14 protein-coding genes and 1 tRNA gene are annotated in these 15616 nt (G+C 63.1%); 5 read left to right on the top strand and 10 right to left on the bottom strand.

Annotated elements, in window-relative coordinates:
* Positions 1 to 46: 46 nt before the first annotated feature.
* Genes JG747_RS18070 through JG747_RS18060 form a run of 3 tightly spaced genes read left to right on the top strand, consistent with a single transcriptional unit; the run spans position 47 to position 3023 of the window.
* Positions 47 to 916, top strand: a complete 870-nt coding sequence (locus JG747_RS18070) for a MipA/OmpV family protein (RefSeq protein ID WP_202359738.1) — start codon at positions 47 to 49, stop codon at positions 914 to 916.
* A 17-nt stretch (positions 917 to 933) separates the two neighbouring features.
* Positions 934 to 1701 (top strand): response regulator, encoded by a 768-nt coding sequence (locus JG747_RS18065; protein WP_019858780.1) that lies wholly within the window; start codon positions 934 to 936, stop codon positions 1699 to 1701.
* The gene (locus JG747_RS18060) at positions 1698 to 3023 is read left to right on the top strand and encodes a sensor histidine kinase (protein ID WP_202359737.1); all 1326 of its coding nucleotides are present in this window, start codon (positions 1698 to 1700) and stop codon (positions 3021 to 3023) included. Before JG747_RS18065 ends, JG747_RS18060 begins: the two co-directional genes overlap by 4 nt.
* Positions 3024 to 3109: 86 nt before the next feature.
* Here JG747_RS18060 and JG747_RS18055 read toward each other — a convergent pair.
* Positions 3110 to 3194: transfer RNA gene (locus tag JG747_RS18055), tRNA-Leu, on the bottom strand.
* Between the two features lie 235 nt (positions 3195 to 3429).
* On the opposite strand from JG747_RS18055, the gene lipB reads away from it, so the two are divergent.
* Complete coding sequence (gene lipB / locus JG747_RS18050) at positions 3430 to 4173, top strand: lipoyl(octanoyl) transferase LipB (protein ID WP_202359736.1); 744 nt, start codon at positions 3430 to 3432, stop codon at positions 4171 to 4173.
* Between the two features lie 11 nt (positions 4174 to 4184).
* Here the strand turns inward: lipB and JG747_RS18045 are convergent, their stop codons facing one another.
* From JG747_RS18045 to mce, 6 genes are all read right to left on the bottom strand, one after another.
* Complete coding sequence (locus JG747_RS18045) at positions 4185 to 5435, bottom strand: peptidase M50 (protein ID WP_019858917.1); 1251 nt, start codon at positions 5433 to 5435, stop codon at positions 4185 to 4187.
* Between the two features lie 463 nt (positions 5436 to 5898).
* Positions 5899 to 6627 (bottom strand): ABC transporter ATP-binding protein, encoded by a 729-nt coding sequence (locus JG747_RS18040; protein WP_171880380.1) that lies wholly within the window; start codon positions 6625 to 6627, stop codon positions 5899 to 5901.
* On the bottom strand, positions 6579 to 7865 hold the full coding sequence (locus tag JG747_RS18035; RefSeq protein ID WP_019858920.1) for a lipoprotein-releasing ABC transporter permease subunit: 1287 nt from the start codon (positions 7863 to 7865) through the stop codon (positions 6579 to 6581). Before JG747_RS18035 ends, JG747_RS18040 begins: the two co-directional genes overlap by 49 nt.
* A complete protein-coding gene (gene proS / locus JG747_RS18030; protein ID WP_064983959.1) occupies positions 7862 to 9190 on the bottom strand; it encodes a proline--tRNA ligase in 1329 nt (442 codons plus the stop codon). Before proS ends, JG747_RS18035 begins: the two co-directional genes overlap by 4 nt.
* Before the next feature lie 654 nt (positions 9191 to 9844).
* Entirely contained in the window at positions 9845 to 10129 is a 285-nt protein-coding gene (locus JG747_RS18025) for a DUF1467 family protein (RefSeq protein WP_010910093.1), read from the bottom strand.
* Positions 10126 to 10530, bottom strand: a complete 405-nt coding sequence (mce, locus tag JG747_RS18020) for a methylmalonyl-CoA epimerase (RefSeq protein WP_064983957.1) — start codon at positions 10528 to 10530, stop codon at positions 10126 to 10128. The genes JG747_RS18025 and mce overlap by 4 nt, the downstream gene beginning before the upstream one ends.
* A gap of 158 nt (positions 10531 to 10688) precedes the next feature.
* On the opposite strand from mce, the gene JG747_RS18015 reads away from it, so the two are divergent.
* Complete coding sequence (locus JG747_RS18015; RefSeq protein ID WP_202359735.1) at positions 10689 to 11552, top strand: MBL fold metallo-hydrolase; 864 nt, start codon at positions 10689 to 10691, stop codon at positions 11550 to 11552.
* Positions 11553 to 11573: 21 nt separating this feature from the next.
* Here the strand turns inward: JG747_RS18015 and JG747_RS18010 are convergent, their stop codons facing one another.
* The 3 genes from JG747_RS18010 to nuoN all read right to left on the bottom strand — a co-directional run bounded on the left by JG747_RS18010 (position 11574) and on the right by nuoN (position 15600).
* On the bottom strand, positions 11574 to 13244 hold the full coding sequence (locus tag JG747_RS18010; protein WP_019858925.1) for a ribonuclease J: 1671 nt from the start codon (positions 13242 to 13244) through the stop codon (positions 11574 to 11576).
* Between the two features lie 93 nt (positions 13245 to 13337).
* Positions 13338 to 14159, bottom strand: a complete 822-nt coding sequence (locus tag JG747_RS18005; protein ID WP_202362309.1) for a biotin--[acetyl-CoA-carboxylase] ligase — start codon at positions 14157 to 14159, stop codon at positions 13338 to 13340.
* A 4-nt stretch (positions 14160 to 14163) separates the two neighbouring features.
* Positions 14164 to 15600 (bottom strand): NADH-quinone oxidoreductase subunit NuoN, encoded by a 1437-nt coding sequence (nuoN, locus tag JG747_RS18000; protein ID WP_019858927.1) that lies wholly within the window; start codon positions 15598 to 15600, stop codon positions 14164 to 14166.
* Between the last annotated feature and the right edge of the window lie 16 nt (positions 15601 to 15616).

Below are 15616 nucleotides of genomic sequence, written 5' to 3'. Positions count from 1 at the left end.
TCCGGAGCATCGGGGGCTCTTACTGCCTCCCTGCTCTGGAGCATGCATGTTCAAATTGGTTTCTGGGACCTTCGCCGGCCGGGCCTCTCTCGCGGCGATGGCAATCGTGTTTTCAACGCATTCTGAGATCGTGCAGGCGGCGGACGCCATTGCCGTCGACACCGATGCCGACGATACCGGGGATCTGACCCCGCCGCCCGATCCTTCGCGTTTCGGGCGCTTCGAACAGAAACTGGCCGACTGGCATGTCGTCCTGGGCGGCGGCGCCATCATCGTTCCCAAATATGAGGGCAGCAACGAGTTCAAGGTCATGCCGGTCCCTTTCGTATCGGCGACATTCCTCGACACGGTGAGGGTAGATCCGACGGGCGCCAACATCGCCGTCTATGAACACGGGCCGTTCGAACTCAGCGCGCGGCTTGGCTATGACATGGGCCGCAAGGAGGACGATGCCGATCGTCTGCGCGGCCTGGGGGATGTCGACATGGGCGCGGTCGTCGGGGCCAAGGCGGCGGTGAAGTTCGGCCCGGCGAAAATCTACGCGCGATTGGACAAGACCATCGGCGGCAGCGACGGCATGCAGGGCACGCTTGGCATCGAGGTGACCCAGCCTCTGTCCCAGTCATGGATGGTCGGCGCGGGCGCATCGGTCGTCTTCGCTGACGAAAAATACATGCAGGCCTATTTCGGCGTCACGCCGGAGCAATCGGCTCGCTCGGGATTGACCCAGTATGATGCCCGCGCCGGGTTGAAGCGCGCCGATTTTTCGATTTCCGCCACATATACGCTCAATCACAACTGGATGGTGCGTGGCCAGGCGGGGGTGGGCATTCTCATGGGGGACGCTGCCGACAGCCCTGTTGTCGTCGACAAGGTCCAGCCCTCGGGGATGCTTCTCGTCGGATATCGGTTTTGATGCCCACACATAATGCAATGCAGGCCGCGGTAAGCTCCAGCCGGATCGATCTGAACGCCGAGTTCAAATCGCCGAGGCAAGGCCCGCAGATCCTCATTGTCGAAGACGACATCGAGATCGCCCGCATGCTGGGCGAGACGCTGACGGAAAACGGCATGATCGTCGAAATCGCCGGCAACGGCGTCCGCATGAACGCCGCGCTTCGCAACCAGAAATTCGATCTCATCGTGCTCGATATCATGCTGCCTGGCGAGAACGGCCTCAGCATATGCCGCCGGCTTCGCGCGCAAACGAACGTTCCGATCCTGATGCTGACGGCGCTTGGCGAGGAAATCGACCGCATCTTCGGACTGGAGATCGGCGCCGACGATTACGTGACCAAACCGTTCAGCGCGCGCGAACTGACCGCAAGGATAAGGGCGTTGCTGCGCCGCACGGCTTACGCTCCCGACGAACGGGACCGCACAAGGGTGCTTCGCTTCAACGGCTGGCGCCTCGATCCCGTTCGCCGGCAATTGCATGATCCCAGCAATGCGCGGGTTGCGACCACGACGCATGAATTCGATCTTTTGCTGGCGTTCTGCCGCAATGCAGGCCGGGTTCTGTCGCGCGAGGAGCTTCTCAGCGTCACCCATGCCGGGCTTGCCGGCCCGATCGAGCGAAGCGTCGATGTCCATGTCAGCCGGATTCGCCAGAAGATCGAAAAGGATGCGCGCGATCCCGTTCTCCTCAAGACTGTCCGGCTGGGTGGCTACATCTTCACCGCCACGGTGGAGGAAGCGTGAGGCGCTTGGTCCGCCGCTTCCTGCCCCAGTCGGTGCGTGGGCAGTTCGCGGCAATTATTTTCATGGCGGTGATCGCGATCATGTCCGTCGGATCGGTCGTCGAGGGTTTGATAGCGAATGTCGACCTTCCCGTGGTGGAAGACAGCGCCAGGCGGGCTGGCGTTGTCGCTGCCTTGTTGCGCGAAACGCCAACCGAAGCCCGCGGCGCTGTTCTGGCTGCGGCGACACGCGCCGGCTTTGATTTCAAGATCCTGCCCAGGGAGCAGATCAGCACTATTCCAGATTCCTATCTGCAATGGCGAAGCACCGGATGGCTTCTTCAGATCGAGAGCGGCTCGATCCCTGGGCGCTGGATAAGGATCGGCCGCCAATATGCGTTTGTCATCGACCTGGACCAGCAGAGCGTCCTGGCGCATTTCGGCATGCCCGATTCCTGGCTGACATCAGGCTTCGTCCGTGTCTCGTTCTACAGGTTCATGGCTTTCGTCGCCCTGCCTGTGTTGATCTGGCTATTTGCGGTCTGGGCCGTGACGGAGCCATTGAAGCGCATCTCGAACGCAGTGGGGGAAGCCGAGATCGAGAATGGCAACGAACTTTTCGCCGAACGCGGCTCCATCGAAATGGTCGGCCTGGCGCGCGCGCTGAACAGGATGAGAACGCGTATCCGCACCATGATCGAGAACCGCACCCGCATGCTGCGCAGCGTCAGTCATGATCTGCGCACGCCGTTGACGCGGCTGCGCCTTCGCGCCGAGCGCATGGATGACGGCCCCGTTCGAGCCGCCATATTGTCCGACGTCCGGCACATCGAGGATCTGATCGACGAGACCCTGACCTATCTGCGCAACGACGTCTCGACCGAAAAGCTGCAGCGGGCCGACATTGCCAGCGTGCTGCAGACCGTCTGTGCCGAATTCTCCGATGTCGGGTTTTCGGTTTCCTATTCCGGACCGGACAGGCTTCTGGGCTGGTGCAAACCCAATGCGCTGGCGCGCGCCATCACCAATTTATGCGACAACGGGGTCAAATTTGCCGGCAACGTCACCGTCGCCTTGACGCAGACCGACTCGGCGGCGCGTATCGCGGTGGGCGACGATGGGCCGGGAATTTCGATGACGGCGCGCTCGCGCGTTTTCGAACCCTTCTTCAAGGAGGATATGTCGCGCGGCGTTGCGTCGAAACACGGTTTCGGTCTCGGCCTCTCGATCGTGGCAGATATCATCCAGGGTCACGGCGGCAAGATCGAGTTGCACGACAACCAGCCAAGCGGCCTTGTCGTGACCGTCGATCTGCCGAATGGACCCGAGGTCCGGCCCTTATAGAGCGGCCGGCACCGTGCTCAGGGTCTGATGATCGCCAGATTGCCGGAGGTTATTGCAAGGCGTCCGAAGGCTTGCTTCAGGAAATTTGGTGCGGTCGAGAAGACTCGAACTTCCACGGGTTGCCCCACAGCGACCTCAACGCTGCGCGTCTACCAATTCCGCCACGACCGCACGTGGTAGGAGCCGGAACCGACCGGCTCGCGGCGTGTAGCAAATCGTTTCCGGCGAAACAAGTGCGCGATGCGCAATAATCTCAACCGATTGGCATATCGGTCCACAGGATCGGAATGAGCATGCGGAACTGGACGTTTGCGTCCGATATCGCCATATGGGAGGCGGATGCATGTTGCCCGAAAGCGCGAGGCGGTTTTGGGATCGCGGCATGCATGAACAAAAACGAAGAACCATGACAGAACGCAGCCAGATCGCCACGTCGTTCCTGCCGCTCCCCGGTTCGGCACCGGTGGAGTGGCGCATCGAGCCCGGCCTTACCGCCTACCCCGAGGCACTGGCCTTCATGGAAGCGCGGGCCGAGGCGATCCGCAGCGGGGCCGCCGGCGAAATGGTCTGGCTGGTCGAGCATCCCCCGCTCTACACTGCCGGCACCAGCGCCCGCATCGAGGACCTGATCGAGCCTGATCGCTTTCCCGTCTTTGCCGCCGGACGTGGCGGCGAATACACCTATCATGGGCCGGGCCAGCGGGTCGCCTATGTCATGCTCGACCTGAAACGGCGGCGCGAGGATGTGCGCGCTTTCGTCGCCGCGCTCGAACAATGGATCATCGGCACGCTCGCCGCCTTCAACGTGCGCGGCGAACGCCGCGAGGACCGGGTAGGCGTGTGGGTGGTGCGGCCTGATCGCCCTGCCCTGCCGGACGGCTCGCCGGCGGAGGATAAGATCGCCGCGATCGGTATCCGGCTGCGGCGCTGGGTGAGCTTTCACGGCATCGCCATCAATGTCGAACCGGAGCTCGAGCATTTCGGCGGCATCGTTCCCTGCGGCGTCCAGGACCATGGCGTCACCAGCCTCGTCGACCTCGGCCTGCCCGTCGGCATGGCCGATCTGGATCTGGCGCTGAAATCAGCCTTCGAGGATGTTTTTGGTCCCGCGGCGGCCTTGTCGGCCGAGGCTGCCCGCAAGACGGGTTGATCCTTTCCAGCTCAAAGCAATTGCGCCGACGCCCACAGAACGCCGCAGCCATGGATGACGAACACCGCCAGCAGTGCGCCGGCGATGGCGAAGCGGTCGACGGTACGGATAGGCTTCAGCTCGTAACGCGGCTTCACCCCGCTGCCCATCGTCAGCAGGCTTAGGATTGAAAAGACCGCTCCCGTCGCCAGCAGAAAGCCGGAGGAAAAGCCGGCCCGCCAGCCCACCGCCAAAAATGCCGAGAGCAGGAAGAACGAGGCCAGCGCCAGCGCGACCGGCCCCGGGCAGATCTGGCGCAGCACCTGGCCGCCATCGAACTTCCACACCGGCACCAGATTGGCGATGTTGAACAGGGCCGCACAGCCTGCCAGCGCCGCCAGCAGCGCGGCCGCGCCCTTATGCCCCTCGCTGCCGGCCAGCGCACTGGCGGCGATGACGATCGGCACCAGGAAGGCGGAAAAACCCGCCCCCATCAGCGCCACGAAGGCCACTTCGAAACGGCTGTTGTAGGGCCGGCCGCCAATGGCGATGCCGCCGAGCAGCGGGATGAAGATCATCCGCGCCTTGCGGTGGCCCATCAGCCGGAATGCCGCCATGTGGCCAAGCTCGTGCAGGGCAACGACCGACGTCAGGATGGCGGCCAGCGCCAGCCCCCCGAGGTGAAGGCCGAAGAACGGCCACAAGATCAATGCCGACAGCACGGCAAAGCCGACCTGGCTCAGCGGATGCTCGAACCAACCGCCCTTGCGGTACTGCCCGGTCATCGCCCAACGCTGCAGCTTGGACAGTTCGCGGCGCATGGCGAAATAACGGAACACCAGAAAGGCAACACCGCGGTAACGATCCGTCCGGCCGAGCGTTACCCGCGTGCCGCTGCCTTCGGAGACGAGCTCGGCGGTTTCGCGATAGTCTTTCCAGAACGAGGCATCGAGCGCCGTATCCTCAAGCACGCGCATCGAGAAGCGGCTGCCCTCGACGACATCGTCAAACCGCGCCCTGCGCTCGATCGGCTTGCCGTCGCGGCCTTCCCACGACAGCATGATGCGGGACACACCCTCCCCGTCCAGCGGCTCGGCCGACAGGATCTCGCCGGACCAGCCGGCATCGCTGCCAAGCGGCCATAGCGCCTGCCAGAGTCGCTGGCGGTCCATCGCAATCACCCGGCTGACCCTGACCGTGCGCGAACCAAGCGGCACGGTCATCAAGAGAAAGATCAGCCCGAGATTGCTGGCCACCAGAATGGCCGTGACGATGGGCGACACCTGAATGTTGCTCCCTGCCTGAGAGGCGCACCCTAGCGCCGCGGCGGCAAGAAAGGCTTAACGGGGAAGCGGACTTCATCCGCCAGGAACGACGGCGGCGAGAGCCGCCAGATCACATGGCGCCGATCCAGATCGCCATGGAAATGAGGAAAGTGCTCATGCAAACCAGTGAGATGACATCCTGAACCAGATCGGTCATAACTCTCTCCTGTTGTTGATATGTTCGCAATTTGTTCTAATTTTGTTTCAATGTCAACGCGCAGAATCCGGTCCCGCCAAGAATCTCCGGGCGATCAGATCGGCAGGGTTAAGGAAAGGTTGATGGCGAGACGCCTATCAACAGGTCACGATAGTGAGTCGCGACAGGCCCTCGGCGAGGTCTAGAAAGCCATATGAAGATTCGGCCAAACCCATCTTCGCGGATGTGTCGATATTCCTTCAATTCGCCTGATATCGGCACAGCCTAAAGCGGCACGACCTTGCCGTCGGCGAGCGTGACGCGCCGGTCCATGCGCGATGCCAGCTCGTGATTGTGGGTGGCGATCAGCGCCGCCAGGCCCGATTGCTTGACCAGCGCGCCCAGCGCCTCGAAGACATAGGAGGCGGTGACCGGGTCGAGATTACCGGTCGGCTCGTCGGCCAGCAGCACCAGCGGAGCATTGGCGACGGCGCGGGCAATGGCGACGCGCTGCTGCTCGCCGCCGGAGAGTTCGGACGGCCGGTGCGAGGCGCGCTTGCCGATCTGCATATAGTCGAGCAGTTGCGCGGCGCGCTCGGCCGCTTCCTTGCGCGGCAGGCCCTTGATCAGCTGCGGCATCATGATGTTTTCCAGCGCGGAAAACTCCGGCAGCAGATGATGGAACTGGTAGACGAAGCCGACATCGTTGCGGCGGATTGACGTGCGTTCGTCGTCGGAGAGCCGCCCGCAGGCCCGGCCGGCCAGGATCACGTCGCCTGCGTCGGGGCGTTCCAGCAGGCCGGCCGTATGCAGCAGCGTCGACTTGCCGGTGCCGGATGGCGCCACCAGCGCCACCATCTCGCCGCGCTTCAGCGAGAAATCGGCGCCGTTCAAAATGGTGAGCTTGCGCGGCCCCTGGACATAGTGCCGCTCGACGCTCTTCAGCTCGATAATGATCTCGGCCACTACTCGTACCTCAAGGCTTCGACCGGATCGAGGCGGGCGGCCCGCCATGCCGGAAACACCGTTGCCAGGAAGGACAGCCCAAGCGCCATGATGATGACATAGGTCGTCTCGCGCGGATCCATCTTCGCCGGCAGCTGGCTGAGGAAATAGAGCTCCGGGTTGAACAGCACCTTGCCGGTCATCCAGGAGAAGAACTGGCGGATCGATTCGATGTTGGTGCAGATGACGACGCCGAGCAGCACGCCGGCGAGCGTACCGGTGACGCCGATCGCCGCCCCCGTCATCAGGAAGATGCGCAGGATGGCGCCGCGCGAGGCGCCCATGGTGCGCAGGATGGCGATGTCGTGCCCCTTGTCCTTCACCAGCATGATCAGTCCCGAAATGATGTTGAGCGCCGCCACCAGCACGATCAGCGTCAGGATCATGAACATGACGTTGCGCTCGACCTGCAGGGCGGAAAAGAAGGTCTCGTTGCGCTGGCGCCAGTCGACCATGTCGATCGGCCGCTGCGCCGCCTCTTCCACCTTCGGTTTCAGCGCGTCGACATTGTCGGGATTGTCGACATAGATCTCAATCGTCTGCGCACGGCCATCCATGTTGAAATAGAGCTGCGCTTCGGAGAACGGCATGTAGACGATGGACGTGTCATATTCCGACATGCCGACTTCGAAGATCGCCGCGATCTTGTAGCCTTTCATGCGCGGCGTCGTGCCGATCGGCGTTACGTCGCCATCGGGCGAGATGAGCGTGATGGTGTCGCCCAGCGTCAGGCCGAGATTCTCGGCCATGCGCTTGCCGATGGCGACGCCCTCGCCCGAATCGAAACCGGCGAGCGAACCCTGCTTGATGTTGTTGGCGACGATGGCGATCTTGCCGAGATCTTCGCCCCTGATACCGCGCACCAGTGCGCCCGTGCCGCCGCCGACATTGCCTTGCGCCAGCACCTGGCCGTCGATCAGCGGAATGGCGTATTTGACGCCGGGCACGCCGTTGATGCGGCCGGCAACCTGGGCGTAGTCCTCAAGCGGCGAGTCGAGCGGCTGCACGATCAGATGGCCGTTGACGCCAAGGATGCGCGTCAAAAGCTCGGCGCGGAACCCGTTCATCACAGCCATGACGACGATCAGCGTCGCCACCCCCAGCATGATGCCGAGGAAGGAGATCGAGGCGATGACCGAGATCACCGTCTCCTTGCGCCGCGAGCGCAAATAGCGCCAGGCAACCGTGCGCTCGAAGAAGGAGAACGGGCCGGCGCCCGCTGATCTTGCCGCCGCCGCCTCGCTCATGCGGCGGCACCGAAGCGTTTTTTCGCATCGGCGATCGGCAGCGTTTCGCGCTCGCCGGTCCTGCGATTCTTGATCTCGACCTCGCCGGCGGCCACGCCGCGCGGTCCGACGATCACTTGCCAGGGTAGACCGATCAGGTCGGCGGTGGCGAACTTGCCGCCCGGCCGCTGGTCGGTGTCGTCATAGAGCACGTCCTTGCCGGCGGCGGTGAAGGCGGCATTCAGCTCTTCGCTGACACGGTCGCAATCGGCGTCGCCCACTTTCATGTTGATCAGGCCGATGTCGAACGGCGCCACGGCGTCGGGCCAGATGATGCCGTTCTCGTCATGGCTGGCTTCGATGATCGCCGCGACCAGGCGCGACGGGCCGATGCCGTAGGAACCGCCGGAGGCGAAATGGTCCTTGCCGTCCGGTCCGGTCACCTTGGCGCCCATCGGCTTGGAATACTTCTCGCCGAAATGGAAGATGTGACCAACCTCGATGCCGCGCGCCGAAACCTTGTCGCTCTCGGGCACCCTTTCCCAAGCTGCTTCGTCATGCATCTCGTCGGTGGCGGCGTAGGGCGTCGTCCATGTCTTGACGATATCTGATATCTCGCCGTCATTGGCGAAGTCGGTTTCGGCGCCCGGCACGGCAAGCGAAAGATAGTCGCGATGGCAGAAAACCTGGCTTTCGCCGGTATCGGCCAGGATGATGAATTCGTGGCTGAGGTCGCCGCCGATCGGCCCGGTGTCGGCGCGCATCGGAATCGCCTGCAGGCCCATGCGCGTAAACGTCCTGAGGTAGGAGACGAACATCCTGTTGTAGGCAGCCCTCGCGCCCTCGAAGTCGAGGTCGAAGGAATAGGCGTCCTTCATCAGGAACTCGCGCGAGCGCATGACGCCGAAGCGTGGCCGCACCTCGTCGCGGAACTTCCACTGGATGTGGTAGAGGTTGAGCGGCAAATCCTTGTAGGACTTCACATAGGCGCGGAAGATCTCGGTGACCATTTCCTCGTTGGTCGGGCCGTAGAGCATGTCGCGGTCCTGGCGGTCCTTGATGCGCAGCATCTCCTTGCCATAGTCGTTGTAGCGGCCGCTTTCGCGCCACAGATCGGCCGACTGGATGGTCGGCATCAGGATTTCCAGCGCGCCGGCGCGGTTCTGCTCCTCGCGGATGATCTGGCAGACCTTGTCCAACACCCGCTTGCCAAGTGGCAACCAGGAAAAACTGCCCTGCCCCTGCTGGCGGATCATGCCGGCACGCAGCATCAGCCGATGCGAGACGATCTCGGCCTCGCGCGGATTTTCTTTGAGGATAGGCAGGAAATAGCGCGACAAACGCATGGACTGGTCCGTGAATGAGAACGGCCACGCCAGAATCGGCGCGACGCAGGCTTGCTTGCCCCGGCTTCATAGCCATTTCATGACGGAATGGAAACCCGGGCATGGCGGCACATTAGCGCGCCACGGCCCGGAATCCTCCGGTTTCCGGACCAGGACGTGCCGGCATCGGGCATGCCGAACCTCTTCGGTTTTGGCCGCCAATTCTTTGCGCGCGTCAATCCAGAACATGCCGCAAAGGCTCCGCCGAGCCTTGCTGGTCGTTTCCCAAGCAAAGCATGCCATACTATTGTGCAGTGCAGCACGAGAATGCCTGTTTCGAGGCAAAATTCTTCGTGACATTTTCATTCGGCTTAGGCTAGTGTGCCGCGATAACCGAGAGGGCGGAGAAAAATCTGCTCTCCTACGCGGTCAAAGTCTTGGGAGGATGCGATCTAGGCGCGGTTACTCGCTGCCGCCGGAAACCGGAAACAGATCGGACGCGTTTAATTGCAAGGCCTCGTGCCTTGCATTTTTTTTGTGCAATCATCTGGTTAGCGTGGCGTGCTGTCAGAACACATGACTTAGCGTCAGCAAGCGGTCAGCCGTGAAGCATGGCAGCGTCTCGACCCTCATCCGCGGCGCATCGACGTCGTCGTCGCACTCTCACCGGGCGATCTATTTCGCCGGGGTCTGGCCGAAATCCGGCACGATATGCGGGATGTCGTTGAGGCTGTAGCCCAGCCCGTGCGTCAGCCCATAGAAAATGCCCATGAGGATCGCCGTGGCGATGGTGGTGCGGATCACCGCGCGCAGCATGTGCGGCCCGCGCGGCGCGCTTGGAACCGTGCCCAGTGTCACGTCATGATCGTCGTCCTGCGTCCTGACGCTAAACGGCAGTACGGCGAACAGCACCACCCACCAGGTCGCGAAAAAAAGGGCGGTGAACGAAACCCAGCTCATGATTGCTCCAGTTCGATCAGCGTGCCGAAGAAATCCTTCGGATGCAGGAACAGCACCGGCTTGCCATGCGCGCCGGTCTTCGGATTGCCGTCGCCCAGCACGCGCGCGCCGGCGCCCTTGAGCTGGTCCCGCGCGGCCAGGATGTCGTCGACCTCGTAGCAGAGATGATGCATGCCGCCTGACGGGTTCTTCGCCAGGAACGCGGCGATCGGCGAGCCCTCGCCCAGTGGTTCCAGCAATTCGATCTTGGTGTTGCCGACATTGACGAACACCACCGTGACGCCATGCTCCGGCAAAGCCTGCGGCTCCGTCACTTCGGCGCCAAGCGTGTTGCGGTAGGCGGCAACGGCGGCAGCCAGATCCGGCACCGCAAGCGCGACATGGTTCAGCCGTCCGAGCATGTACGAGCTATCTCTCTTCTGTCACTGGCTGGCGTCATACGTCAAATCAGCTGAGATCAACAGCCATTCACGAGGCGCGCACTGTCGCACTTTGGTGAACATTCGGCCGAATCACGATCGAGGCTATTCCGGCCCACAACCGCAAAGTACAAACGGCAATGTCTTACATCCGCCCTGCCCGCGCCCGCGTTTTCACCTTCGATCTCGGCTCATTCAAGATTGCCGCCTTGCTCGACGCTGTCGATATCAGAGACAATCTTGCAGCAGCCTTCGCGGCCGGACAGCCGCCAACCGCGGTGCAGCAACTCGCGGTCTCGAACTTCATCGACCGGGATCGATTCGAGCACTGCTTCATCCCGACGCTGATCGACACCGGATCCGAAAGGATCCTGTTCGACACCGGATGCGGCGATGAGGGCAGTTCACTCTTGGAGTGCTTGCAGGACCTTGGGCTTGATCCTGACGATATCGACGTGGTGGTCATCACCCACGGCCATCCGGACCACATCGGTGGGCTTGTCAGCAACGGCAAACCCGTCTTCGGCCAGGCCCGCTATGTTTTTGGCGCGGCTGAATTCGCTTTCTGGACCGAGGCAACAGCGGTGCGCCCGGCCAGGTTGGCCAACCGTGATCTGTTCCGGCGGATTTGCACCGGGCTGGCCGACCGGGCAACGTTCATAGCGCCTGGAGATGAGGTGCTGCCGGGCATTACCGCCATCGACGCGTCAGGCCATTCCCCCGGCCTGCTGGCATTTCTCGTCGAAAGCGGCGGCCAGCGATTGCTGATCTGGTCGGATGCGTTCCTGCACTATGTCGTGTCCATCCAGCATCCGGAATGGCATGCGGATTTCGATGATGACAAGGAACGGGCGATCGAGACCCGCAAGCGTTTGCTGAAGATGGCGGCGGACCAGCGCCTGCTGGTCGCCGGCCATCACATGCCGTTTCCGGGCCTGGGCTACATCGAAGCGGTGAACGGCTCTTTTCGCTGGCTCCCGGTCAGCTATCAGCTGAACGTCTAGAGCCGCGAACCAGCGCTACCCTCATCTGGTGACGAACACCGTCACCAGCGGCTTCTTGCCCCAGGCTTCGTTGGCGGCGCCGCGCACCGCGCGCCGCACCGCTTCCTGTACCAGGTCGAGGTCCTTGCGCCGCTGGCGGGGAATCGAATCGACCGCACCGACGGCCGCATCGATCATCAAATCCTCCAGCGTCTCGCCGCTGGCGTCGGCCTCGGCGACCCCGATGGCGACCAGATCGGGATCGCCGGCGAGCTCGTATTTGTCGTCGAGCACGACATTGACCGCGACATGGCCGGCAAAGGACAGTTTGCGCCGGTCGCGAATGCCCATCGCCTGGTCGGTGCCGATCAGATTGCCGTCCTTGTAGATGCGGCCGAACGGCACCTGGTCGATGATGGTGGCGGGGCCGGGAGCGAGCCGCAGCATGTCGCCGTCGCGCACCTGCGCCACCTGGCCGATGCCGGAGGTCGACATCAGCGAGCCCTGCGCCACAAGATGCGCCGCCTCGCCATGCACGGGAACGCCGATCTTTGGGCGCACCCACTCATACATCTTGCGCAACTCGCTGCGCCGGGGATGGCCGGAGACGTGCACCAGCGCGTCGCCGTCCTCGATGATCTTGATGCCGAGATCGATGAGGCGGTTCTTGATCTCGAGGATCGCCTTCTCATTGCCGGGGATGGTGCGTGAGGAGAACACCACCGTGTCGCCCGCCGTCAGCGACACCGATTTCATCTCGTCGCGCGACAGTTTCGCAAGTGCTGCCAGCGGCTCGCCCTGGCTGCCGGTGCAGATGATGACCAGGTTTTCGCGCGGGATGAAGCCGAAATCCTCCTCGGCAATGAATTCCGGCAGGCCGTCCATATAGCCAAGCTCGTCGGCAACGTCGATAACGCGCTTCAACGAGCGGCCGAGCACCAGGCACTGGCGGCCGGCATCGCGCGCCGCCTTGGCGATGGAGACGATACGCCCGACATTGGAGGAGAAGGTCGTCACGGCGACACGGCCGACGGCGCTCTGGATGACGCCCTTGAGCCCCTCGCCAACCGCCACTTCCGACGGCGATTCCCCTTCGCGCAGCGCATTGGTCGAATCGCAGATCAGCGCCAGCACGCCCTTGTCGCCATAGGCACGGAAGCGCGCCTCGTCGGTCTTCGGCCCGATCGTCGGTTCTGGGTCGATCTTCCAGTCGCCGGTGTGGATGACCGTGCCGGCTGGCGTGGTGATGGCCAGCGACATCGGCTCGGGGATGGAGTGCGCCACCGGAATGGCTTCGATCTCGAACGGACCGACGGTGAATTTCTCCCCGGCCCGGTAGATCGTCAGCGGAATCTTCGGCGCCCCCTGCTCGCCCTGCCGCTTGGCTTCCAGCAGCCCGGCACTGAACGGCGTCATCCACACGGGGGCCTTCAGCCTCGGCCAGATGTCGAGCAGCGCGCCATAATGGTCCTCATGCGCGTGGGTGATGATGATGCCGCGCAGATTGGCGAGGTTCTCCTCGATGAAGCGCGTGTCGGGCAGGATCAGGTCGACGCCCGGATGCGCCGCGTCGGGAAAGGTGACGCCGACATCGATGACGATCCATTCGCGCGCGCTCGGCGGGCCGTAGCCGTAGAGGGCGAAGTTCATGCCGATCTCGCCGACGCCGCCGAGCGGCACGAAGACGAGTTCGGCGTTTTCCGCTTTCGCCATGATTTTTCCCTTCCTGACCCTCGGGCCAAGCCGTTAAAGCAATTCCAGGAAAAGTGTCTAACGGTTTTCCGTCCGGAATTGCGCAGAAACAAACTATACTTGAGCGGACGCGACCGCGCCGAAATGCACGTCGCCGGCCGCGATTGTCAGCACCGACCCCTCATCGTCGCGGATCACGAAACGGCAGTCCTCGTCAATGGTCTCGAACACCCCACGCACCACATTACCGTCAATTCTGACGGCTACCTCGCCGCCGAGCCCCGCCGCGCGCGCCAGCCAGCGCCGCCTGACGGCGGCAAGGCCGCGGCCTTCATCCCACAGCCGGGCGTTTTCGCTCCATGCATCCGACAGCGCCAGGAACAGCGTTTCGGCATCGCATGTCGCGCCGAGAGCTTGCAGCGATGTCGCGGGATAAGGCAAATCCCTGGGGTGCGCCACCACATTGACGCCGATGCCGACCGCCACCGCGAAACGGCCGCCCTCCAGTATCGCCGACTCCAGCAAGATGCCGGCGAGCTTCGCGCCCGAAGCAAGCACATCGTTCGGCCATTTCAGCTCGAAACGGTTTTGTCCCTGGCTTGCGCCATCGAGTCCTACGGCGATGCGGCCCTGCGGCACCGCGGCGTCGAGTGCATCGGCAAGCGAAAGGCCCGCGACGAAACCCAGCGTCGCGGCCAGCCGTAGTTCACCACCGGTGATGACGAGCAAGGTCGCCGCCAAGTTGCCATCGGGCGACACCCACGCGCGGCCGCGCCGGCCACGCCCGCTTTCCTGCTTCTTGGAAACAACCCACAGCCTGCCCGGGTCACCTGCCCGGGCGTGGTCCAGCGCCACCGTGTTGGTGGAGCCGACGCTGTCATGGGCCTCGAGCCGGAACCCTTCCGACGCCGAGGTTGGGGCCAGCCGAAATGCCATCCCGTCAGAAAAATGTCTTGGCGGCGGCTTCGGCATAGGTGCCGATCGGTCCGCCGATCAGCACATAGAACAGCACGAAGGCGCCACAGACGCCGAGCACGACACGCAATTCACTGGCCATCGGCACGAAGCCGCCGACCGGTTCGTCGAACCACATGATCTTGATGATGCGCAGATAGTAATAGGCGCCCACCACCGAGGCCAGCACGCCGATGATCGCCAGCGCGTAGAGGTTGGCGTTGATGGCGGCGAGGAAGACGTACCACTTCCCCCAGAAGCCGGCGAGCGGCGGAATGCCGGCCAGCGAGAACATCAGGATGGTGAGGATAGTGGCCATGATCGGGTTGGTCGATGACAGCCCGGCCAGGTCGCTGATCTGTTCGACATTGCCTTCCTTGCGCCGCATGGCGAGGATGAAGGCGAAGGTGCCGAGCGTCATCACCAGATAGATCAGCATGTAAATGGCAACACCACGCACGCCGGCCTGGCTGTTGGCGGCAAGGCCGACCAGCGCGTAGCCCATGTGACCGATCGAGGAATAGGCCATCAGGCGCTTGATATTGGTCTGGCCGATCGCGGCAAAGGCGCCGAGCGCCATCGAGGCGATCGAGATGAAGACGATGATCTGCTGCCAATCGGCGGCGATCGGCTTAAACGCGCCCATAGTGACGCGCACGATCAGCGCCATCGCCGCCATCTTGGGGGCCGCCGCCAGGAAGGCCGTCACCGGCGTCGGTGCGCCTTCATAGACGTCGGGCGTCCACATATGGAACGGCACCGCCGAGATCTTGAAGGCAAGGCCGGCAAGCACGAAGACCAGGCCGAAAACGAGACCGAGTTGGCGCGGGCCACTGCCGAGCGCCGAGGCGATTTCCTGGAAGCCGGTGTTGCCGGTGTAGCCATAGACCAGGCTGATGCCGTAGAGCAGCATGCCCGACGACAGCGCGCCGAGGACGAAGTATTTCAGGCCGGCCTCTGTCGAACGCAGATTGTCGCGGTTGATCGCCGCCAGTACGTAGATCGCCAACGACTGCAGCTCGAGGCCGAGATAGAGCCCGATCATGCCGTTGGCCGAGATCATCAGCATCATGCCGAGCGTGCACAGCAGGATCAGCACCGGATATTCGAACTTGTCGAAACGCTCCGCCTTGGCAAAGCGCATCGACATGACGAGCGTCACCGCCGAGCCGACCAGCGCCAGCACCTTCATGAAGCGGGAGAAGGGATCCTGGATGAAGGCGTTGCCATAGGCGCTGCCCTGCCCCGTGGAAAAGACCAGCCAGACGCCGGCGACCACCAGCACGGCAACGGCAAGGCCGGTCACCGTATTGGCGGTGTTGGCGCGCGAATAGGCCCCGACCATCAGCAGCGCGAGCGCGCCGATGGCAAGGATCAGCTCGGGCGTCGAGAGCGACAGGCTGGAGAGAAGGTCCGGCGTCATGGTTCGCAAAACCCCT

It is taken from the genome of Mesorhizobium sp. 131-3-5 (genome assembly GCF_016756575.1).
Lineage (GTDB): Bacteria > Pseudomonadota > Alphaproteobacteria > Rhizobiales > Rhizobiaceae > Mesorhizobium > Mesorhizobium jarvisii.
The sequence above is the reverse complement of the archived record's forward strand: the minus strand, read 5'-3'. Positions and strand labels throughout refer to the sequence as shown.